This window comes from Butyricimonas sp. RTP31003st1_G1_RTP31003_210430 (assembly GCF_040920905.1).
GTDB lineage: Bacteria > Bacteroidota > Bacteroidia > Bacteroidales > Marinifilaceae > Butyricimonas > Butyricimonas paravirosa.
On the sequence record NZ_JBCOSQ010000021.1, the window covers coordinates 40688 to 63634 of the forward strand.

The following is a 22947-nucleotide window of genomic DNA, read 5'->3' on the forward strand; positions in this document are numbered from 1 at the left end:
GCTCTTTATCTATTTTAATTAAAAACTCACGTTCAAACTAAAGGTAAAATTCCTCGTCAATGGCTGGCTTCCCTTCGCCACCTCCGGATCCCGGCTATCAAAATCGCTACTCACAATCTGGAAGGGATTGGATAACGTCATGGTAAAACCCACGTTCTGGGCAAACCGACGAATCAATCTCTCCGGGAACACGTAAGAAAGACTTATACTGTTGCAACGCAAATACCACGCGTCCACAACCCGGACATCCGAATTCGCCCACGCCTCGTAAGGATAAAGGCTCACGCTGGAATCTTTAAACGGGTACATCGGCAAACAATTCTCGCCCACCGGGATAGAAGGAATACTCGTGTATTTCTCGTCGCCTGATTCCCGCCAGCGTTTCAACAATTGAGTCGATGCATTCCTATACTCGCTCGGCATACCGTACGTGTTATTCATCTCTCCATACGGTGAACTCAAAAAACACTGGTTACCGGTTGATAAATAGAAAGAAGTCGCCAGCGTCCAATTCTTGTAGCGGAAGTTCATATTCAATCCAGCCGTTAAATCCGGGTCCAGCTTCCCGACATGAACCATGTACTGTGTCACATCCAGTTCCCCCGCATTCGTGGCCGCCCCGGACATATCGAATAAAGGCCCGCCATTTTTCGGGTTCAACCCGGCAAAACGGAATGCCCAGAAACTGGAAACAGGATACCCTTTCTTGTTATATTTCCCGCCTGTAACCTCTTTCCAATCTCCTGTCGGTTCAAATTCCGAACTCACCTCGTTATACACTTTCGAGGTATTGAATCCCAAGCTCCACACGAAATCTCGTGTCCGAACAGGTACCAAACTGAACGACAACTCCCAACCCGAATTTTTCATATTACCACCATTCACGTACATGGAATGCTCCCCGTTCTCGTAAGGAATCTCCCGTTGGGTAACCAAATCCTCCGTTTTCTTGTAATAATACTCGAACGAACCGTTTACCTTACTATGCAAAACGCTGAAATTAATTCCTAAATTAATCGACTTCGTCTTTTCCCATTTCAAATCGGGATTCGGTAATTTCGTGTAAGTCATCTTGAACTCTCCCGTCTCCGGGTCTAAAGGCAGGATCTTAGCAATCAGATTCGCACTCACATTCTCCACCACGTTCCCTTGATAACCGAAGGTTGCCGACAAAGACAAATAATTCAACAAATCCTGCCCCTGCAACCAATGTTCATCCGTCACGTTCCAACGGGCACCGATAGACCACACCGGCAGATATTTCTCCTTCTCATCCTGCCCGAAACGGTTGGAACCATCACCTCTCACGGAAAAATTCAAGGCATACCGATTGTCATACATATAAGAACCTGAAACATAGTAAGACAACGTGTTATTCAACGATTTCGTCAAAGAGGGAGCCGTACGCGCATACCCGTTCAGCGTGTAATTAGCATCCGTACTCGGTCTCGTACCCAGAGGCACATCCACGAACGACAAGCCCCGCTCCGGCATATAACCATAATTCGTTTGCGCGTAAGATTTATGCTTATTACTACTCAACTCACCCCCAACCATCACATTCACGGCGTGACGGCCAAAATTCTTTATATATTCAAACTGTCCTCGCCAGCTATAATTGAATCCTTCATTCTCATCCACGTTCAGCTCGCCTCCATAGGGCAAAGGCGAAACTTTGAAATCCGTGTCAAACACATCGTATTCGCCATAATTATACCCACGGATTCCGGCAATGTAATGAGTCCGTTCCGTAAACCACGACTCCCCGAACGTAGAAATAGAACCTCCCCCCAAAGTGGTAGAGAAAACAAAACCATCCAGAATAGTCCAGCGTGCATCAACACTCAGATTCAGGCTTCTACTCCTATTTTCATTCCCGGAATATTTCAATTCATTCAAAATATTATAATCATACCCGTTGTCCCCGCTAGCATAATAAAACAGGCTCCCGTCCTCCTCGTAACAAGCAATAGCTCGGTTAGCATTAATAGCATAATTGAACGGGTCCACACCATTGGCAAAAGCTTTTGTCTCCGTGTGTGAGCCGGATAAAGAGACATTCAGCCGTAGTTTATTCCAAAACGTCGAACTCAGATTCAACCGCCCGGTATAAGAAGTCTGTGAATTTCCCTTTGCCGTATTTTGGTTACTTGAATAACCCAGAGAGGCATAATAAGTCGAGTTTTCATTACCTCCCGAAAAACTCAACGAATGAGAATGAGAAAACGGGGTTTGGTAAAGCACGTCAAACCAGTTCGTGTTCACGGATTCCAACGCCTTAGCCCCCCGATCAAACTCGTCGTAAGAAATCTCTCCCCGCTGGTAAGCTAACGCCAAACCGATATAACCGATTTTATCATTCGGCACTTGAGCCCCCCTCTCGTAAGCCTCCCGGGAAAGGTCAACTCGCTGTTTGGAATTCATGATCTCCAGCTTGTCATAATTCAACTTCTCACCCACCGAAAAATTACCGGAATAGTTCAACGACAAACGTCCCCGCTCTCCTTTCTTCGTCGTGATCACGATCACCCCGTTAGCGGCCTTTACCCCATAAATGGCCGTGGCCGAAGCATCCTTCAACACGGTTATATCCTGAATATCATTGGGATTCAACCAAGCAATGGCCCCTCCGACAAAGTTCTTGATCATATCCATATTATCATCACCAATATTGGTCAATTCACTGGTGCTGAAAGGCAACGGGTCCTGTTGGATAATCCCGTCAACCACCCACACCGGATCGGCATTCCCGACCAGCGTGGAAGTACCCCGAACACGCACTTTCTGACGGGTACCGGTCAAACCGCTCTGGTTAATCACCATCACACCCGGCAGTTTCCCCTGCAACATCTGTTCGAGTGTCTGCGATCCGGTCATCACCAATTCATCGGCATCCACTTTCGAGTATGAACCGGCCATCGCTTTCTTTTTCACGGCCTGATAGCCCGTGACAACCACTTCATCCATTTTAATCAGATCCTCTTTCAAAACAACTCGCATCGTGTCTCTCGCCGTGCGGACCGAGAAGTCAACGATCTGGGTGGCAAACCCCACGAAAGAAAACTCCAGCCTACCCTCGGGAACAGGTAATTGCAACGAAAACCACCCCTTCGCATCCGTGGCAGTCCCGAGAGAAGTTCCCGATAATTTTACCGTAACCCCCGGCATCGCCCGCTTTTTCTCATCTACAACCCATCCTTTCAACCGGATGAAAATCCTCACGGGATCTTGATTGACCACCAAATCCTTGATCACGATCACATCATCCAGCAACGTGTACGTGAGCCCCGTCCCCTCCAACAAGCGACTCAACACATCCTTCAACACCTCGTTCTTGACATCGATAGAAAGGTGCTCAATCGCTTTTATCTTATCGATACTATAAAAAAAGCGAATCCCCGTCTGTTCCCGTAACTCCAGAATAATCGTTTCCAAGGAAACATCTTTCATCTGCAAAGACACCCTGTTCTCCTGGGAGAACCCCGTTGCCCAAGTACTGACCTGCAACACAACGGTTAATAAGAAAGTCAGTTTCATCATCAAAAAAACTTTTTTTAAGACATGGATAGGCACACCACGCCTATTAATCCAATTTTTTTTCATACATTTGAATGTTTAATTATAGATAATTATAACAACTTAGACGGGGTTGCCGGACCAGGGCAACCCTGTCTTATTTTTTATACACAGTAATCGTACGCTCCTTCACCACAAAGCGAACATCCCCGCCCGTCTCTATAAATCTCAAAAAATGCTCGACCATCTCGTACTTCTGTAAATCTCCCGAAAAAACCAGTCGCTTACACTCTTCGTTCGCGAAGAAGACCGTCACGTCATAATTCCGCTCGATCACCCTCATCAATTCCTCCAGCGTCAAATGACTAAACACGTAAAGCCCGTTACGCCATCCCACGTACTCTTTCAGATTCACTTCCCGCACATCCCACGTCCCCGTCAAAGAATCAGCGATAACCTGAAACCCCGGTTCCAGTACAACCTTCTTTTTATCCTTCCCCGTGAACTGCACGGAACCATTTACCAGCGTGGTCACCACCCGATGCTCTTCCGGGTAATCACGCACATTAAATTCCGTCCCCAACACCGTCACGCATCCCCGGGATGTATGCACTAGAAAAGGTTTCGATGCATCTCTCTCCACCTCAAAATAAGCCTCCCCCGACAACAGATACACCTCCCGGCGATCCTCTCGAAAACGTACCGGGAACTTCAACCGGGAATCAGCATTCACCCACACTTTCGTTCCATCCGTCAGCACCAACATATACTCCCCTCCCCGCGGGACATTCAACTCGTTATAAGCAATTCTATCCGTTGGCGTTACATTTTCCGAGGCATACACCACCTTCACGGAATCCCGGGTAATCTTTATCCCATCCGCCTCCCGAACCTCTCCTTTATCCTCTCCCAAATCAATCCGGGTCCCATCGTCCAGCATAATATATCCCTTTGACATGATGGGCTGTATCTCTTCAACTAACTCCACGTGATTCCGTTTTTCCCAATGTACATTCAACCAGTAAGCTGTCCCTCCTAGAACAAGAGCCAGTAAAAATGAGGCAGCAATCCCCACCTTCCGTATCACCCGGACTTTCCGTCCCCGTCTCACGTATGTCTGAAATTTCTTGTACCCATCCTTCGAAGAAAAACGAGAAGGTTCCTTCAGCCAAGACACAAGCTGTTTTTTGTCTTCCAGCCCGGAAGCATTATTCAACAAGCCCGGTTCTCGCATCAATTGCTGAAACTCCTTTTTCGTCTCTTCATCTTCCTCGTTGAAAAAGTTTCGAACCACTTGTTGAACAACCTCAAATATAGTATGACCGTGACGTTTCATTACACTTTTTATATTGGATTCATTTATCAAATCCAAAAAACCGAAAAAGTATAAAAAGAAAAATGATTTTTTTACAGAAAAAATAACATGGCCACGATCCAGTACTTGCCAAGTTCCTGTTTTATAAATTTATAGGCTAGATATTTTTGTTGTTTAACCGTATGAATCGTCACGCCCAACTTCGCCGCAATCTCCTCCCCGCTCATCCCGTCCATGCTCATCAAGATCACTTTCCGACGTTCTCCCGGTAATAAATCAATCAACTCCCTCAACTTGCGCAACACCTCTTCCCGCACCACGCTCGAAAAATCCTCTTCGGACATCTCCCGTTCCACCTCACTCCACAACCTCAACCGGGCCTCTTCCGTGTTCCGGTCCCGCAAATATTTCAACGCGTTGTTCGTCACCGAACGATACAAATAAACCGTCAAAGCCTTCTCGTTCTCGAAAACAGCTGTTCCGTTCCACAAGTTCACGAACACCTCCTGCACGACATCCTCCGCCACGTGATCATCCAATAAAATCCGAGCCGCATGATGACACAAACTTTCATAGTAAGAGTCGAACAACTCTTGCCACGCTTTTTCGTCTTTACGATTTACCCCGTAAACTAATTTCGTATATCCATCACCAAGCTCCATATAAATGTGCTACTTAAAAACAAATATATGAAAAATATTTAGTATTGGTTATAATTTCTTCTTCGAACCACCTTTTCTTTTTTTCTTCTTCTTTTTCTTAATCTGATTCTTATAGCTCAAATAACAAACAAGAGCAGTTGCAAGCATTCCTCCTCCCACGAACAACACCCCGTACCCATCCATCGTGCCATACTGGACATTCCCCATTGACCCGGAAGTATATCCCCCAGACGTCTGTCCCGTCAAGATCATATAAACCCCACCAAAGACAAGTATGATTCCACCCAACAGGCATATCACGCTACCCACTCGATTCCATTCCATAATCCCAATTATTCATGTTACAATCCCCTCCAAAACTCTTGAAACCGACTTTCACCTCTAACGGCCTTTCAATTCTCCGAATGATACTCCACCACCCGGTCGAAATGCGGAACCACGAGAGCCTCCACCACCTTATCTCCGAATTGTTTCCTTTCAATCTGAATTGTCCGGTCCACTTCTTCCCCGAAAGCCTCCTTTATCCTTTGATGAAGGAACAACTCATACTTATCCAAATTACAACACAAGTAATCCAAATCCGCCTGAATCCCCACAGGCACCCCTTTATCACTCATCCCGATATACACGGTTCCCCCCTGTCCATTCAAAAAACTGCACATATCCTGCATGATCGAATCCAGCTGAGCCTCCACGTCCACATGTCTCGCCCCCACCGGATAGACCAGTGAATTCTTAAACGTTTGCTTTTCTTTCATGTTCCCGACTATGGTATCCTCCTTCCCCTTCAAAGACAACAATTCCAATAACTCATCTTCCCTCCAACGGGATTCTTCCGTAAGATTTCCCTGCCCCTCCTTAGCCAATATAGATTCGGCCACTTTAGCCACGTAATCATCCTCAGAATGAGAAAGACGTTCCAAATCCCCCGCGAAAGAACGATCCCCGTAGGATGCCAGCATCCGGATCACCGCCCACAAAGGTTCCAATGCCGGGTAAGCCCGGAAGTCCTTCTCCAGTGCGCCCAGATCCAGTGTTTCTAAACGTCCCTCTATAAATTCATACTTCACGATCAAATGATTGATCAGGCAATCATAATACCCTTTCAAACGATAATCTCCTAACACGTGAGCCAATAAGCGAATAAAATAAAGTAAATTCAGATTCTCCAAACAAACCTCTTGCGTCAGGTAAAGCTGCAACAGCCGGATCAACTCCTTCACGTACTTACCTGAAACCCCGATAGAACGCTCGATCTTCCCCGTGTTAAACTTCCCCTGTCCATCCCCGTTTTTATATTTCTTGCACTCTTCTATATAACTGTAAACCAGATTAGCAACCGCCTCGTGCCGGTCAAATCGTTCCTTCGTGGCACCTAGAATCTTTCCTTTGATCCTCCCTACCGGGGGAACATCGGTAACCTCCAAAAGATAATACCCCCCTCTCTCCTCACTCACCCCTTCAGCAAGAGGAGTCGAAACCAAGAAACCACTTTCAGACAACCATGTCAGGAAACCATTCTTCTCACTCAGGAGTAAGGCGTTGCACTGATCCCCTACCCGCAAATGCTCCACGGCCACTTGATTCAGTTCCTCCCAGATCGAGAACTGCAAGCGATCATCCTCCGACTCCACCACCGTCGCTGTCATAATATCCCCGGGATGAAGAATATCTTTTAAACTATCCAACCTTGCCCGTGTCACTTGGCTGACATGCAAAATGCCCTGTCCATCATACCGCGGGTCCACGATCGTAACGAAAGCCAGCGTGGGTTTAAAATTATGCACCAGCTTCACCCGTATATTCACGACAGCCCCCACGGGCGGCCGCTTTTTATGAATCACGCTCTTTCTCAACTCATCCGAAAAGTCAGCGAGGATACTTCTCCACGCTTGGGTTGTCCCCACCAACCCTTCTTCAAAACTCAACTTTTTCTTACTGTACCCGAGTTTCAAAGCGACACCGTCAATCTCCATCAGCGTGTCAAACTTTAAAGAAACCGGAGCGGCAAGCGTGATTGCTTTCGTTTCCACTAATAATTGCCCGTGTCCCTCGTACAGACGCCCCTGACAATTTCTAATCGCGTCAACCGTCTTTTCTGCAATAGATTCCATCAGGACAGGAATGGAGAATTTTAACAATTCCTCCCACGTGAACACGGCATTCTTCTGGTTAAACAATAAAGAATTAAACGCATTCTTCCGAATCACTTCATCTTCCTTATCCTGTAATACATACAAGTATCTGAAAAACATGGAACGCAAGCTTGCCAGTTCTTCCTGCACGGGATCCCCCAACAAAATCCGGGCCCCAAGAATCCAAACAGCCTCCTGAATCTGATCCCGGGTATGTCCCTCAAAACACAGCGCATCATCCTGTTCTCTCACAAGAGCTACCCGTTCGTTAAAACGTTCCATCACCCTTGGATTAGGTTTATTCAACGTGTTATACACCAGTAAAACGAGCCCCCGTGCCGGCAATAAATGCAACCTCGGACTAAACCGAACGATCGTCAGTAGCGTTATCCACACGAGCGATTTCTTGTACAGGTAACCCGACACCATCAATTTCTCTAACTTCGAAGTAATATACTCCCCTTCTTCCTCTGCATCAATCAACCGGATCGCCTCTCTACTGGCAATAGCCTCATCCAGATAACGTTCCACTTGCATTCGGGCATCATTCAACTTGACCCCTTCAAAACATTTCAAATAATCGGACCCCTCAAGCATCCATTCCAATATACGAATAAAAATATCATTCAGAAGATCATAATCTTCCAAGATCATTTCCTCTCCCCCTAACTCCGCACGAACAACACCCAAGAAAGAAAATATCCACTCCGGCCCTTGTTTTCCAACAACCGTGAAATCATAATCGCAAATATACTCGTCAAGAATACTCGCCTCTTCTTTCGTGAGAGGAAGTTCCTCGAACAAGTGTTCAGGAGATACAAAATCCATTATTCTTATTTTTATTTAATGCAAAAAATATTTAAACATACACTTTTTGGTAAAGCGCCGCACCTCATGACAAAAAATCAATGTCTCCATCCCTTCTCCAATGAATCGCAACCATACAAAAGTAACAACTTTTTTCTGAAAATCAGCACTTCAGGCTATTACAATTTTATCACCCTCTCTTCCAACATTTATTCCTCTTCATAAAAAACATTTTCAATCTCGCCTATTTTTTGCTACATTCGCCCACATCAACATAAACACAAAAACATACAAAACCATGATCCGCTACTTCCAACAACAAGACGAAGACTCTGTCATCCGGATATGGCTGGAAGCATCCGCCATCGCCCACTCCTTCATTCCCCGTTCCTACTGGGAAAACAAAGTTCCGGATATGCGTAACAAGTACCTGCCACAAAGCCAAACCCTCGTCAATGAAGACGAACACACAAACGAGATCACGGGATTTATCTCCTTAATCGGCAACTACATCGCCGCCCTTTTCGTCTCTCCTGACCGACAAGGCCAAGGAATCGGACATTCCCTTATGACTCGTATCAAGTTACAACACCCCGAATTGGAATTAAATGTTTACGCGGAAAACACGCAAGCCTTGACATTCTACAAACGCCAAGGCTTTACGATCACACGTGAACAAACCGACGAACAAACCGGCCGGCAAGAGTTCACGATGAAATATCAACAAGACGCTTAAAGCATCCCCGACAATTCCTGTTCCAACATCCCCGATCCCCTCAAATCATTTCTCAACCGGGCATTCCCGTCCCGATCGACAATGACATACGAGGGAATCCCGTCCACGCCGAAATAATCACATATATAATCCCATTGTTTACGATTCAAACGATAATGCTCCCCCTCGATTCCTGCCACCATCTCCAACCATTTGGATTCCGGAGAAGATTCGTTCGTGATATACACGAAAACAACATCCTTATCCTTGAACTTATTCTTCCTGGGTTCAAAAGAGGCAATCGCCCCCCGGCAAGGTCCGCACCACGTGGCCCACAAGTCCACCATCACCACTTTCCCCTTATACCGGGCCATAATAGCATCGAATAGCTTTTTCTCGGACACCGACGGAACCTCCCGGATTCGTTTTCCCGCTTTCACCTTACTTTCCGCAACTTTCGCGTCAATCTGCTGCTTCACCTGTTCAAAAGCCTTCGTGTAATAGGGGTCGATAGATGCCAGGTTCCGCTGTTGCTCTTTCGTCAAGGGTTTCATATTCTCCAATTGCTCGTAAATACCCTGCAATTTGAAATAATCAATTAAAAATCCTTCTTGGTTCCCCAGTATCTTTTCCAACCGATTCAACGAGGGAATCCGGTAACCAACAATATCAAAACAATACGGGAAATCACGAGCGTACAACATATCCAACCGGTTCACATCCAAATCCTTCAACACCGCAAAATGCTTATCCGTGAACTCCGGGGCCTTGAAATCGATCTCCCGTTGATCCCACCCGATATGATTCGCCTCCCGGTAAGCCGTTTCCAAATTAGACTCCCCGGAACAAACCAGCCTCATCACAAAACCTTTCACCCCGATCTCCCGGTATTTCCGTACCCCGTCCGGCAGCGCCTTGTCATTCGCCAAACGATCCATCTCGGCCCGGCAAAGCTTCATCACGTACGCGATATACTCGTCGGCATTCATCCCGTTTATATCCTCATAGAAAGAATACATGGAAAATCCATCCTCGTACTCATCCTGTAACGCGTAATTCAAGGGGATAAATCGACTTTCCCCGACCACGTAAGCCAAACGATGAGCCTTCATCCGGTCTTTCTGGTAGCGGGAAGCCCTTCGGGTAGCCTCTTCCAAATCGACATACACCTCCACGTCATCCCCCGGATCAAGCACGATCATCGTGTGGAAGAGTGTGTTACTCAAATAGACCCACGTCGTGGAATATTGATCAAACTCAAACGTACAGCTATGATCTTTATCAATCCTCTTCGACAACTCCTTCCCGGGGCTAAACATATCGCTCACGAAAAGCTCGACATCTCGCCCGTCCATCAAATCACGATAACCGCATAAACGCACTTTCACCCTCGTTTTCCCCGTCTTCAACTCAGCCGGTGGTAACGTGGTAGCTTCCTTCCAGTCCCGGGCAGACACGTCCGACGGGACAGCCATGGCAGCCACTTCAACATCAGGATTCAAATTCAATCCCCAAACATGCCAGCCCCCCAGATTCATCCGGCTCTCGATCAAATCGATCGAATTCACCCCTCTCGGGAGCGGCGGGAAAAACAACTTGAACGAGAGCAACCCGGTATCACGCATCTCGAATTTCTCGCTCAACTTCAATCCTTCCGACTTCAAGGCAAGATTCTTTTGCCCGTTCGCCAAAATATAGATCCCGGAATCCACCCGGGCCCAGCCACCGGGAAATTGCTCGACATCGGCATAAATAATAGTAGCCGTGTCATTCAAAACAATACGGGAGATCTCAAGTGATGCAGAATTTTTAGCCTGAAAGGCCGGGTAATCAATCACCCGTTCCCTCGGTTGGCAAGCGACGAGAATGCCCACGAACAGGAACATCAAGACAATTCGACTTAATTTTATCATATTTGCTATTTTATCAGGTCCACACAAAGGCCTGTTGTTTCCTCGACATAAATATACAAATATTTTAACAAAATGCTTACTTTTACGGCATAAAAACGAATACATGTCACATAATATCACGATATACACAGACGGAGCCGCCAGCGGTAACCCCGGACCGGGAGGCTACGGGGTCGTACTTATGGCCGGACCGCATCGTAAAGAGCTGTCGGAAGGTTTCCGCCGGACCACGAACAACCGTATGGAATTGCTCGCCGTCATCATCGGGCTTGCCGCCCTGCGCTTCGAAGGGAGCAACGTGACCATCTACTCCGACTCGAAATACGTGGTCGATGCCGTTGAAAAAGGTTGGGTATTCGGTTGGGAAAAGACCGGATTCAAGAAAAAAAAGAACCCAGACCTCTGGCGACAATTCCTCGCCCTTTATCGCAAACACCGCGTGAAATTCATCTGGGTAAAAGGACACGCCAATATCCCGGAAAACGAACGTTGTGACCAGCTCGCCGTGGCCGCCTATAAAGCCCCGAACCTGCAAATCGATGAATATTATGAAGCAGAACAGAGTTCTGACGAACAACTTTTTAGTGAATAGGCAAAAAAAATTGTCAATTGTTAGTCAAGGAGATTCTAAAATAACTATTTTCGCGCTACAATCTAAAACTAGAAAAAGTAACATCATTCATCACAAAAACTTATAGAGATGAAAAAAATATTAATCGTTGGTGCAGGGGGACAAATCGGTTCCGAACTGGTACCCCACTTGAGATCCATTTATGGAAACAACAATGTAGTGGCAGCTGATATTAGTGCTGAAAAATGTAAAGCATTGGCAGAAGCAGGTCCATTCGAGGAATTGAACGCTCTTGACGGGGAAGGTTTCAGTGCCATCGTGAAAAAATACAATATTGACACCATTTTCAACCTGGTTGCCCTGTTATCAGCCACGGGAGAAAAGAACCCAAAACTAGCTTGGGACATCAATATTGGTGCTTTAACGAATTCTCTGTACATTGCCAAGGATAACAATTGTGCCGTGTTCACACCGAGTTCTATCGGGGCCTTCGGGAACGATACCCCAAAAGACAAAACTCCCCAAGACACGCTGCAACGTTCTAACACCACGATTTACGGGGTTTGCAAGGTAACAGGCGAGCTTTTAAGCGACTACTACTTCAACCGTTTCGGTGTTGACACCCGTAGCGTGCGTTTCCCGGGATTGATTTCATACGTGACTCTCCCCGGTGGCGGAACCACGGATTATGCCGTAGAGATCTACTACGACGCCATCCGCAAAGGTTCATTCACCTGTAACGTGAAAGAGGGAACCTACATGGACATGATGTACATGCCGGATGCCTTGAATGCAGTTGTACAATTAATGGAAGCCGATCCCAGCAAATTAAAACACCGGAACAGCTTCAACATCGCATCCATGAGCTTCGAACCCGAGCAAATCGCTGCCGAAATCCGCAAACACCTCCCCGACTTCAAGATGGATTACCAGATTGATCCGGTGAAACAAGCCATCGCCAACAGCTGGCCAAACAGCATGGACGACACTTGCGCCCGCGAAGAATGGGGTTGGGCTCCGAAATTCGACCTTACCAGCATGACAAACGATATGTTGATCAAGGTGAAAGAAAAATTCGACAAAGGATTGATCAAATAAAGATTACATAAAAGAGCCGCTTGCTACAAAGTGGCTCTTTTCCTATAAACTCATCTTGCCAATCACCTATGGAATACGTTCACTTTCTGATTGACTTTATCCTCCACATTGACACTCACCTAGCAGATCTCGTGGCGCAATATGGAATTTGGATATACGCGATACTCTTCGCAATAATTTTCTGCGAAACCGGCTTAGTTGTAACCCCCTTTCTACCGGGAGACTCTTTGCTATTCGTGGCAGGAACCCTAGCGTCTCTCCCGACAAACAACATAAACGTTCACCTTATCGTGGCCTTCCTCTGTATCGCCGCCATATTAGGGGACGCATCCAACTACCTAATTGGCAGATTATTCGGGGATAAATTGTTCAGCAACCCGAACTCCAAAATATTCAAGCAAAGCTACTTGGAACAAACGCACAACTTTTATCAGAAACACGGGGGAAAAACCATCATTCTAGCCCGTTTCGTTCCGATTGTCCGTACTTTCGCACCTTTCGTTGCCGGAATGGGACACATGAGCTATCGCCATTTCGCAACCTTCAACGTGGTTGGCGGCGTCATATGGGTAGCTTTATTCACCTATGCCGGGTACATCTTCGGTGGCTTGGAAATTGTTCAGAAAAACCTAAAATTACTCATTGTTCTGATCATCGTTATCTCGATACTCCCGGCCATCTTCGAGATATGGAGAAATAAACGTCAAACGAAACGTGTCGCTTAACACGTTTCGTTTCACATATTTCTCTCCATTTACAAATCTTTTCCTTCTATTGTTTTTCAAACTTCACCTTCAAGGAGCCGGAGACACGGAAGACCTCGATCCCATCCCCGTCAACCTGTCCCATCGGGATGAGACTATTACTAGCCGAGCCACTCTTATAGAAAATCGCCACGTTCCCCCACGGTTCGTAGAGCATAATACTTCCCGCCGTGGGATTACCTCCCCGGGGAGCCCCCTCGGTAGACAACTTCGGTGAAGGATAGAAAATTTTCTCCGCCCCGGCGTAATCGCTCAACTCCACCTCCAACGGCAAGCGAGCCAGAAATGCCTTCGCCGTCACGTTATCCTCCATTGTCGCCGTCACCGTCCGTTCCCCGATAGTAATCTTCACTTTCAGCGAACTCACCTCATCCTCCTCTTCTTCCCGGTTAGCACCCAACCCTTCAAGCCACGTTGCCACCCGGCTCTCCATCTGGGCAAGCCCGCTTGACGTCAGCAACAAAGTCTCTGTAAAAGTTGCTTGCGGACAAAACCCCCGGGCCTCATTTGCGGAAGTTGACATCCCGCTACTCCCGCTCGTGGCAAACAGGGCAATCCGTTTCCCCTCCAATTTGGAAGCGTGTTCATGCAGGAAAGCCTGCATCGGCGTGGCCATACGACCATACCAGATCGGGTAACCGATAAAAATAAGATCATACTTGTCAAAGTCATCCACGGACGTTGCGATAGCCGGATAATTCCCCCTATCGATAGCCGCCAGTTCCTCGCTTGCCCGGTCAAGCATGGCATTATAATCCTCCTCGTAAGCCGTCACGGGTTCCACTTCCAATATATCACAATTAAGTATCGTGCTAATCTGACGGGCCACTTTTTCCGTGTTCCCGGAACGGGAACTATAAAGAACCAAATATCGACGGTTACCGACCGAATCCACGGACATACCGGGTTCCTCGTCCGGTACAAACGAATTATCCCCCGAACTGCCACACGCTGCCATGGACACCAGGACCAACAATATGAACGGAATAAATAATAACTTTTTCATATCTCCACTTTTTATTCAAATTAATAATCGTAGTCTTTTCAATCATACGTTTTACATTGATACAAATGTAGATCGGGAAAAGCGGCCCGCCTGTATACGATTTACAGAAGTTTATACCTGAATTACGGAACTTGAAAACACACCGATTATTTTTCCGATAAAATATCTTATTTTTGTGAGTAGCTAATAACGAACAACATGGAAGAGATACTGAAAATAAACAACGTGGACGACTACAACAAACTCTTCGGATTGGAAACTCGCCACCCGTTAGTCAGCGTCGTCGATTTATCACAATCCACCCAATGGCCCACACAGGCAATTTTTAACTACGGCATCTACGCCCTTTTCCTAAAAGACATCAAATGTGGCGACATTCGCTACGGACGGCAGTTCTATGACTATCAAGACGGCACCATCGTCAGTTTCGGCCCGGGACAGATCACCGGAATTGACATGGCTCCCGGAGTTCGCCCCATGGCCCACGGGCTACTGTTTCATCCGGACCTCATCCGGGGTACGGCACTCGGACAAGAGATTCGTAACTACACGTTTTTCTCCTACGAGGTAAATGAAGCCCTACACCTCTCCGAGGAAGAACGCCAAACGATCATAGATTGCCTGAATAAAATACAAGCAGAATTGGAACACGCCATTGATAAACACAGCCGACGGCTGATCACGGCAAATATTGGAGTACTATTGGACTACTGCCTCCGTTTCTATGACCGACAATTCATTACCCGCAACCAGCAAAATAACGACATCATCGTCCGGTTCGAACGTTTGCTGGATGAATATTTTGATGGCCCGACGCCGCAACAAGAAGGCTTACCCTCGGTCAAATACTTCGCAGACAAGGTCTTTCTTTCCCCAAATTATTTTGGCGATATGATCCGCAAACAAACCGGGAAAACGGCCTCGGAATACATCCAGACCAAGGTCATCGAACGTGCCAAGGAAAACCTACTCTCCTCGGACAAAACGATGAGCGAAATCGCCTACGATCTGGGATTCCAATATCCCCAGCATTTAAGCCGGATGTTCAAACGGGTGGCCGGATGCACCCCCAACGAATTCCGAGCCCAGAATTGATAAAAAAAATGGGTATCCCGTAAATACAAAACGGGTACCCATCGGGTCGTTCTCCCCACGACAAACCTTTTAAGTCCCTTATTTCATAATCATTACATCAAGTATAATAGATCACTTGATGATCACTTCCGGATAAAAAATTATAATCACACTATTAAAATTCTATTAAAACGCTATTTAGTATAGCGCTTTAATAGCGTTTTAATAGCGTTCTAATAGCGCTTTACACGAAAGTGATCAGCTATTGCTCATGTATAATTTCACAAATCGTTATTAACAAGGGCATAAATAACCACCTAAAAATCATACAACTAACAATATCAAAAACGATTATTTGGAAGAAAGCTAAAACATTCTCCCCGACAAGCAATTCAAGTTGTCTAAACATCTCTCAAGAAAGAAAAACGGAGATTTTGAAACTTTATATATAAAAATACGAAAATAAAACAGTACATTAGTAACTTTATTTAAGAGGGACAGGCGTTCTTTTATCGCCCATACCCGATATTTTACGATTTAGATTATGCCAAAGAAAGAGAAAAAAAGCAAGAGAGACATCGGTAAAAAAGAATTACACCGATTATTATACGATATATTTTCCGGTAACCCCGATCAAAACTTCAATTACAAGCAACTAGCCCAAAGACTAGGCATCAAGAACATGAATGCCAAGCAATTGATCATGACCGTTCTTTACGAGATGAAAAATGACAATATGCTCACGGAAGAATCAACCGGGGTATTCAAATTCAAGGTAAATACCATTTACGTGACCGGAATTATTGACTTGACGGCCAAAGGTACCGCCTACTTGATCTCGGATGATTGCCAGGAAGACGTTTTCATCCCCCAGGTTGGCTTGAACCACGCCTTAAACGGCGACAAGGTAAAAGTGTTGCTCTACGCCCGGAGTTCCAAAAGACGCCCCGAAGGGGAAGTGGTGGAAATCCTCGAACGCAAGAAAGAGACATTCGTGGGCATCATACAATGCTCCAAACAATACGCCTTTCTCGTTCCCACGGGCAAACAGTTACCCTACGATATATTTATCCCCTTAACCGACTTGAACGGGGCCAAGGATGGAGAAAAAGCCATCGTCAAGATCACCGAGTGGCCGGAGAACCAGAAAAACCCCGTGGGTAAAGTGCTGGAAGTTCTCGGAACACCGGGAGACAACGACACGGAAATGAATGCCATCATGGCGGAATACGAACTGCCCGTGCAATTCCCGACAAACGTGGAAAAAGCCGCAAAGAGAATAAAGGATGCCATCCCGGCAGAGGAGATCAAGAACCGGAGAGACTTCCGGGAAGTCACGACGTTCACGATCGACCCGAAAGACGCCAAGGACTTTGACGATGCCCTCTCGCTCCAAAAAATGAAAAACGGGAATTACGAGGTCGGCGTGCATATCGCGGATGTCAGTTTCTACGTAACCCCGGATTCGGTGCTGGACAAGGAAGCTTACTCCCGTGCAACATCCGTGTATCTCGTGGACCGCACGATCCCGATGCTACCGGAACACCTGTCCAACGGGTTGTGTTCGCTGCGTCCCGACGAGGAGAAACTTTGTTTCTCGGCGGTTTTCGAGTTGAACGATAAAGCCGAGGTAGTGAAACAATGGTTCGGACGGACTATCATCAAGTCAAACCGCCGTTTCACTTACGAGGAAGCCCAAGCCATGATCGAGGGCGGCGAGGGTGACTATAAAGAAGAGATATTAACCCTTAACGATCTGGCACAGAAATTACGGGCCGCCCGTTTCCAGAACGGTGCCATCGCTTTTGACCGGATCGAGGTTCGTTTCGATATTGACGAGAACGGGAAACCCACGGGCGTGTATTTCAAACGCTCGAAAGAGGCCAACAAACTGATCGAAGAATTTATGCTTCTCGCCAACAAAAAGGTGGCCGAAAGAATCGGAAAAGTCAAGGAAGACCAAAAAGCCAAAACATTCGTGTATCGTATTCACGAACAACCGAACACCGAGAAACTGGAAGATTTCGGCCGCTTTATCGCCAAGTTCGGTTATCGCATCCGGACAGGTACACCTCGCCAAATCTCCTCTTCCATGAACAAATTGATGGAAGACGTGCAGGACCGCCCGGAACAGAACATGATCGAAACGCTGGCTATTCGCACGATGGCAAAAGCCGTCTACTCGACGGTGAACGTGGGACACTACGGACTGGCTTTCGACTACTATTCGCACTTCACGTCACCGATCCGTCGGTACCCGGACGTGATGACCCACCGCTTGCTGCAACGTTACCTTGACGGCGGACGCTCTGCCAATGCCGAGAAGTACGAGGAGATGTGTAAACATTGCTCCGACATGGAACAAATCGCCGCCAATGCAGAGAGAGCTTCCATCAAGTACAAGCAAGTCGAGTTCATGAGCGACAAACTGGGCGAGAATTTCATGGGAACGATCTCTGGTGTAACGCAATGGGGTTTCTACGTGGAACTGAATGACACCAAATGCGAAGGACTTGTTTCTATCAACGAGCTGGAAGGAGACTATTACGAGTTCGACGAAGAAAACTACTGCATCGTGGGGCGTCACCACCGGAAAGTGTACCAACTAGGTGATCAGGTACTCGTGAAAGTAGCAAAAGCTAATCTGGTTGCCCGTCAACTGGATTTCGCTCTCGTGGAAAGTACGAGTACCACAACTGCCGCCCCGGCAAAAGTGGTTCCTCCCAAAGCCAGTGGCAACCGCCAGCGCCCGGAACGTAAACTCCGACGGGGAAGGCGAGGAGATGCACCAGCAAGAAGAAACGAGAAAAAAGGAAAGAAAAGAAATAAAAAAAGTTGAGTTTCAAAACTCAACTTTTTCATGGTCTTATTTCCATATCACAAAATCTGTCCTCGTTTGATTATCATCCGAATTTTCCGCAACTCCTTAATATCATCATACGGGTTACCGGGGAGGACTAACAAATCAGCTTGTTTCCCGACTTCCACGGAACCCACTTTATCGGCAGCACCCAACACCTCTGCAGCTACTTTTGTCACCGTGAAAATCGCTTCCATGGGGTAAAAACCGCATTTCTCCACGTACAAGTCAAGTTCGTCGAAAATAAAAGGAAAGGGACGGTTTAAATCATTGATGTAATCGGTACCCGCACAGATTTTCACACCGATCTGGTTTGCCCTTCCCACAAAACGGGCAGACCAATCCATCTTATTTTCCATACACAAGAAAAGAGTAGGATCAAAAATAAGTCCTTTTGATTTTACGGTTTGTAGAAACCGTTCTACCGATATTTTATTATGATCAATCTTGTCGTAAAATTTCTCGTAATTCTCAAAGATATTCCCGCTCAACTCTTCCGATACCCCTTCCCACTCCAACATATAAGCATGAGAGATCACCTGTACCCCGGCATCCGCAACATCCCACGGTTTGGCGGGGAAAAGCGTGGCATGTCCCCATACCTGTAACCCGTGTTCCTTGGCTTTTCGAACGACCGGTAACAATGTTTCCCGGTCAAACCCGCCATAAATCTTTACTCCCGTGCATCCCCATTCTTTCGCATCCTCCATCACCTTATCCAAATCGGAATCAGGACGAATACACTGCATCCAAGGAGCATAAGGTTCAGGCCAGCCTTCCACCATACTTTTCTCCCGGTCATTCCCTTCAAAATAAGCCGGTCCGGCCATGAAGGCCGCATAATAGATGTCCGGCCCCAAGTATTTCCCCTGTTGTACTCCCTCCTTCAATTCTCGCAATACCCGGGCATCTCCCGCCGCATCCCGGATAGAGGTTACCCCGTGGCGTAAGAAATATTCTAAATGCTTCGCCCGATCCGCCTGTGATTCCTTCGGATCATTCGCAATATGCACGTGTGCATCGATCAATCCCGGCATCACGTACATTCCCGTCAGATCTTTCACCTCTCCAGAAACGCCAGTCCCGGCACCTTTACCAACCGCTTGAATTATTCCCTCTTTTATCACGACATCCTGTCCCTTGCGGATGCTTCCTTCCACGACATCCACGACATTCACATTCTTCAGGATGATCGCCTTCTCCTGCGCATTTCCATGGAAACAACACAGGAGAGATATTATAACACAACCTATTAATCTCATGATCTCTTCTGTCTTATGATTTCATGTATCTCTTCAACCTCCGGATTCTTCAACAAGATATTCCCGTCCGGACCTATCAGATAAACCGTGGGAACTTGTTCCACCTTGTAAGCCTTCCGCACTTCACTCTGTTCAAAACCAGTCTCGTCAATCAACTGCACCCACGCTACCCGGTCTTCCTTCAATGCCTGTAGCCAAGGAGCCTTTTTACTATCCAGAGAAACAGAAATTACTTCTAATCCCGCATCCCGTAATTCCGGATACTGTTGGTTCAATTCCTTGTTCTTTTTTCGACAAGGAGCGCACCAAGATGCCCAAAAATCCAAAAGCACGTGTTTCCCCCGGAAATCAGCCAATCGGATCTTCTGCCCTTTTACGTCCGGTAATTCAAAATCCGGAGCTTGTCCGATCAATTGTTTTGCTTTCAACTTATTGTAAGCATCAAAAATCCTCGTCTTCATCCCGCTATTCGGAATGCTATCTCCCAAAGCTTCGATTGCTTGAGTAAAAAATTTAAAATCAACCTCACAATAAAAAAGGATTTCGTGTATCAGGTTTTGTGCAATTTCCGTTCCGGCAAATTCACGAATACCTTCTAACACAAGCTCATTCTTTCTCGTGAACTTTTGATCCAGCATTTCCGAACGGGTGGCTTTCTGATGAATGTCCGTGATGGTATCGTAACCCTGACACTCCTTCTCGTAATCCTGATTCAATTTATCGAGTTCTTTCAGGAATTCCACGTATCGATTTTGCAATGACGATTCTTCGGAAAGAAGGTAATACTTATCCCCAGACTCAACAAGCGTATAATGCTTTTGCTCAATATATACCGGTATCCGGACATAATCTTTCGAGAAATTGACAAACACAAGCTTACCCGGTGCAATATTACCCGAAAGATGAAAAGTCCCATCTTTCTGAATCGAAGCAACCATCAACCGTTCTCTTCGTCGGGCATTAGGAAGCGTGACTTCCACGCTATCACTTCTCCATTGCTTTTCAACTTCTCCCGCAATCTGGACTGTAGTTTGCTTGCAGCCGAACAGAACAAGTAAAAATAACCCGACAATAATTATTTTCTTCATGCTATTTTCATTATATGATTATCCCCCCCCCGAAGAGCAAGTTTATAAATCAAGAGGGCTTAAAAAAGCCCCTTGATAAAAACAACACACTATATTATTTTACATTCGAGAATCCATATCCCTCTTGTTGAGGATAGATATTCGTTTCCGGATATAACTTCTTCCACACAGCTGATGATAATACTTCTGCCGGAATTTCTCCTGACATCCTGTTCCCATTCAGCTTCAATCCACTGTAACCCAAGTTCATTTTGGCCACCTCTACAGGAATTGTTCCGGTAATATTATTATTACTTAAATAGAAATAACTCAAGGTCGAACAATTTCCTAATTCGGCAGGTAATTCACCTGATAACAAGTTGTGTTCCAAGTACAGGTTCCGAACCTTCGTCAGAGTTGAAATCCCGTTCAAGTTACCTTCTAACTTATTATTTGAAAGATAGACATCGGTCAAATTCGGACTGAACTGGCTCAAATCAAGCTGCCCGGATAATTGGTTACCATCCAATCTCAATGTCTGCAATGCCGATAGGTCTTTCAGCCAAGAAAGATCACCCGAGAATGAATTGTTACTTGCATTCAATTTTTTCAATTTCGTCAAACCAGAGAAGACATCGGCTGCAACTCCACGGATTCCCGGCGTACCCTCTTTCCCGGTAACATCCAGCTCTTCCAAGGCGGACAAAGAAGAAATTGCGGCGGGTAGTGTCGTTAAACCAGTTCTCGGCATGGTCAATTTCTTCAGACCAGTCAACTGTCCCAAGCTAGCCGGAAGAGAAGTCAGAGCCGTACATTGACTTAAATCTATTTCTGTTACTTTTGTCAGGTTACCAATGCTCTCGGGTAATGATTCCAAAGCAGCACAATCGTAAAAATTCAATTTCGTCAGTTTATCCAGTTTACCAAAACTTTCCGGGACGACTTTCAGTAGCTTACATCCTCTTAAAGTCAAAGTGCTTACTTGCAAATTTCCTATATCACTTGACAAACGCTCCAACCTCTCACAATCAGATAAATCTAATGCCGTCAACTGGATCAAGTTTCCAAAACCTTCGGGAAGTTCTTTCAACACTTTACAACCGGATAAGATCAAAGTTTTCAAATTCACTAATTTCCCGATATTCTCACCCAAAGAGGCCAAAGCCTGACATCCACGTAAATTCAATGTTGTTAAATTCTCCGCTAACTCCCCAATATCATTCGGTAAACTATAAATATTCGTTCCTGCAAGATCTAACGATTTCAAGTGTTTCAACTTGGATATTCCTTCCGGCAAGTCCCCGATCAGGTATATCGTTGATAACGACAAGGATTCCAGCGCAGGCAAAGTATAGAATGCCGCAAAAGATTCCATCGGGATTTTCAATTGTCCCGGCTTGAATTCCTTTAATGAAAGCATGGAAGACATATCATTCGGCAAGAACCACTCCGTCCCATCCGAGAAGTTCACGTTCAAGGATTCCAACTTCCTCAAGTTAATCAAGCTATTCGGACATTTGTAAACTTTCCCGGTAATCCGCAGAGAGGTCAATTCCCGTAAATTACCCACTTCATTAGGCAGGTTACCAGACAAACTGAAGTCAGACAATAGCAACGCTGTCACTCGCAATTCTCCATTTATCTCTTCTAAGGTAACTCCGGACCACTCTGTCATCGGTTTTCTAGGATTCCACGGGTTACGCCATCCTTCTCCATTAAGTGATTCGTGAAGAACAAGTAATGCCAAACTATCACTTCTGCGAGTATATTTGGATTCATACGTGTACTGACCAACGAACACGGTGTCGGTCACGCCGGTATTCTCCTGGCGAACAATCATTCTCGTGTAACGTTCCTGCATCCCCTCGTTTACCCTCAAAGTAATCCCGACAACAGCATTACCCTCGTCTCCGGATTTCGGTTCATAATCAAAAATCCAATTGGTTTCCTCGATCGGCTCAATGCTCCACCCGCCACCAATGGAACGTAGCTCGAATCCCTGGGCATTTCCCATTGCATCGATCATAATCTCATCCCGTGATAACTTCAAACCCGGGGTCATATCTTCCGGAATCACCGGATCAGGAATATCCTTGAAGTCATAATCCTCGCAAGATGAAAATATCCAAAGCGACACGATGCTATAAAACACTAGATTTACAATATATCGTTTCATAATCTT

16 protein-coding genes are annotated in these 22947 nt (G+C 46.1%); 6 read left to right on the forward strand and 10 right to left on the reverse strand.

Annotation, left to right across the window (positions count from 1 at the left end):
* Window positions 1-18 precede the first annotated feature (18 nt).
* The 5 genes from AB5542_RS08530 to AB5542_RS08550 all read right to left on the reverse strand — a co-directional run bounded on the left by AB5542_RS08530 (window position 19) and on the right by AB5542_RS08550 (window position 8456).
* Window positions 19-3540: a SusC/RagA family TonB-linked outer membrane protein gene (locus AB5542_RS08530; RefSeq protein WP_279039322.1), complete on the reverse strand. Its 3522-nt coding sequence runs from the start codon at window positions 3538-3540 to the stop codon at window positions 19-21.
* Between the two features lie 133 nt (window positions 3541-3673).
* Window positions 3674-4852 (reverse strand): FecR family protein, encoded by a 1179-nt coding sequence (locus AB5542_RS08535; RefSeq protein ID WP_279039320.1) that lies wholly within the window; start codon window positions 4850-4852, stop codon window positions 3674-3676.
* A gap of 71 nt (window positions 4853-4923) precedes the next feature.
* Entirely contained in the window at window positions 4924-5493 is a 570-nt protein-coding gene (locus AB5542_RS08540; protein WP_087419409.1) for an RNA polymerase sigma factor, read from the reverse strand.
* A 48-nt stretch (window positions 5494-5541) separates the two neighbouring features.
* A complete protein-coding gene (locus AB5542_RS08545; RefSeq protein ID WP_118303072.1) occupies window positions 5542-5817 on the reverse strand; it encodes a hypothetical protein in 276 nt (91 codons plus the stop codon).
* A 68-nt stretch (window positions 5818-5885) separates the two neighbouring features.
* Window positions 5886-8456, reverse strand: coding sequence for an ATP-binding protein (locus tag AB5542_RS08550; RefSeq protein ID WP_279039317.1), 2571 nt, complete (start codon window positions 8454-8456; stop codon window positions 5886-5888).
* A gap of 277 nt (window positions 8457-8733) precedes the next feature.
* Between AB5542_RS08550 and AB5542_RS08555 the strand changes: the two genes are divergently transcribed.
* Window positions 8734-9171, forward strand: a complete 438-nt coding sequence (locus AB5542_RS08555) for an N-acetyltransferase (RefSeq protein WP_118594332.1) — start codon at window positions 8734-8736, stop codon at window positions 9169-9171.
* Here the strand turns inward: AB5542_RS08555 and AB5542_RS08560 are convergent.
* Window positions 9168-11063 carry a TlpA family protein disulfide reductase gene (locus tag AB5542_RS08560; protein ID WP_279039314.1) on the reverse strand — a complete coding sequence of 632 codons (1896 nt, stop codon included), beginning with the start codon at window positions 11061-11063 and terminating at the stop codon, window positions 9168-9170. The genes AB5542_RS08555 and AB5542_RS08560 overlap by 4 nt on opposite strands.
* Window positions 11064-11166: 103 nt before the next feature.
* On the opposite strand from AB5542_RS08560, the gene rnhA reads away from it, so the two are divergent.
* The 3 genes from rnhA to AB5542_RS08575 all read left to right on the forward strand — a co-directional run bounded on the left by rnhA (window position 11167) and on the right by AB5542_RS08575 (window position 13457).
* Window positions 11167-11655 (forward strand): ribonuclease HI, encoded by a 489-nt coding sequence (gene rnhA / locus AB5542_RS08565; RefSeq protein ID WP_279039312.1) that lies wholly within the window; start codon window positions 11167-11169, stop codon window positions 11653-11655.
* A gap of 108 nt (window positions 11656-11763) precedes the next feature.
* Complete coding sequence (locus tag AB5542_RS08570; RefSeq protein WP_087419403.1) at window positions 11764-12732, forward strand: NAD-dependent epimerase/dehydratase family protein; 969 nt, start codon at window positions 11764-11766, stop codon at window positions 12730-12732.
* Window positions 12733-12800: 68 nt separating this feature from the next.
* Complete coding sequence (locus tag AB5542_RS08575; RefSeq protein WP_279039309.1) at window positions 12801-13457, forward strand: DedA family protein; 657 nt, start codon at window positions 12801-12803, stop codon at window positions 13455-13457.
* Window positions 13458-13503: 46 nt separating this feature from the next.
* On the opposite strand, the gene AB5542_RS08580 is transcribed toward AB5542_RS08575, so the two are convergent.
* Window positions 13504-14502 carry a cyclophilin-like fold protein gene (locus AB5542_RS08580; protein ID WP_279039307.1) on the reverse strand — a complete coding sequence of 333 codons (999 nt, stop codon included), beginning with the start codon at window positions 14500-14502 and terminating at the stop codon, window positions 13504-13506.
* Between the two features lie 198 nt (window positions 14503-14700).
* Here AB5542_RS08580 and AB5542_RS08585 point away from each other — a divergent pair, with 198 nt between their 5' ends.
* Both AB5542_RS08585 and rnr read left to right on the forward strand, forming a co-directional pair.
* The gene (locus AB5542_RS08585; protein ID WP_279039305.1) at window positions 14701-15597 is read left to right on the forward strand and encodes a helix-turn-helix domain-containing protein; all 897 of its coding nucleotides are present in this window, start codon (window positions 14701-14703) and stop codon (window positions 15595-15597) included.
* Window positions 15598-16120: 523 nt separating this feature from the next.
* Window positions 16121-18415: a ribonuclease R gene (gene rnr / locus AB5542_RS08590; RefSeq protein ID WP_279039303.1), complete on the forward strand. Its 2295-nt coding sequence runs from the start codon at window positions 16121-16123 to the stop codon at window positions 18413-18415.
* Window positions 18416-18453: 38 nt separating this feature from the next.
* On the opposite strand, the gene AB5542_RS08595 is transcribed toward rnr, so the two are convergent.
* From AB5542_RS08595 to AB5542_RS08605, 3 genes are all read right to left on the reverse strand, one after another.
* Complete coding sequence (locus AB5542_RS08595; RefSeq protein ID WP_279039301.1) at window positions 18454-19698, reverse strand: amidohydrolase family protein; 1245 nt, start codon at window positions 19696-19698, stop codon at window positions 18454-18456.
* Window positions 19695-20786 (reverse strand): peroxiredoxin family protein, encoded by a 1092-nt coding sequence (locus AB5542_RS08600; RefSeq protein ID WP_279039299.1) that lies wholly within the window; start codon window positions 20784-20786, stop codon window positions 19695-19697. Before AB5542_RS08600 ends, AB5542_RS08595 begins: the two co-directional genes overlap by 4 nt.
* Before the next feature lie 94 nt (window positions 20787-20880).
* Window positions 20881-22941: a hypothetical protein gene (locus tag AB5542_RS08605; RefSeq protein ID WP_158581816.1), complete on the reverse strand. Its 2061-nt coding sequence runs from the start codon at window positions 22939-22941 to the stop codon at window positions 20881-20883.
* Window positions 22942-22947 lie beyond the last annotated feature (6 nt).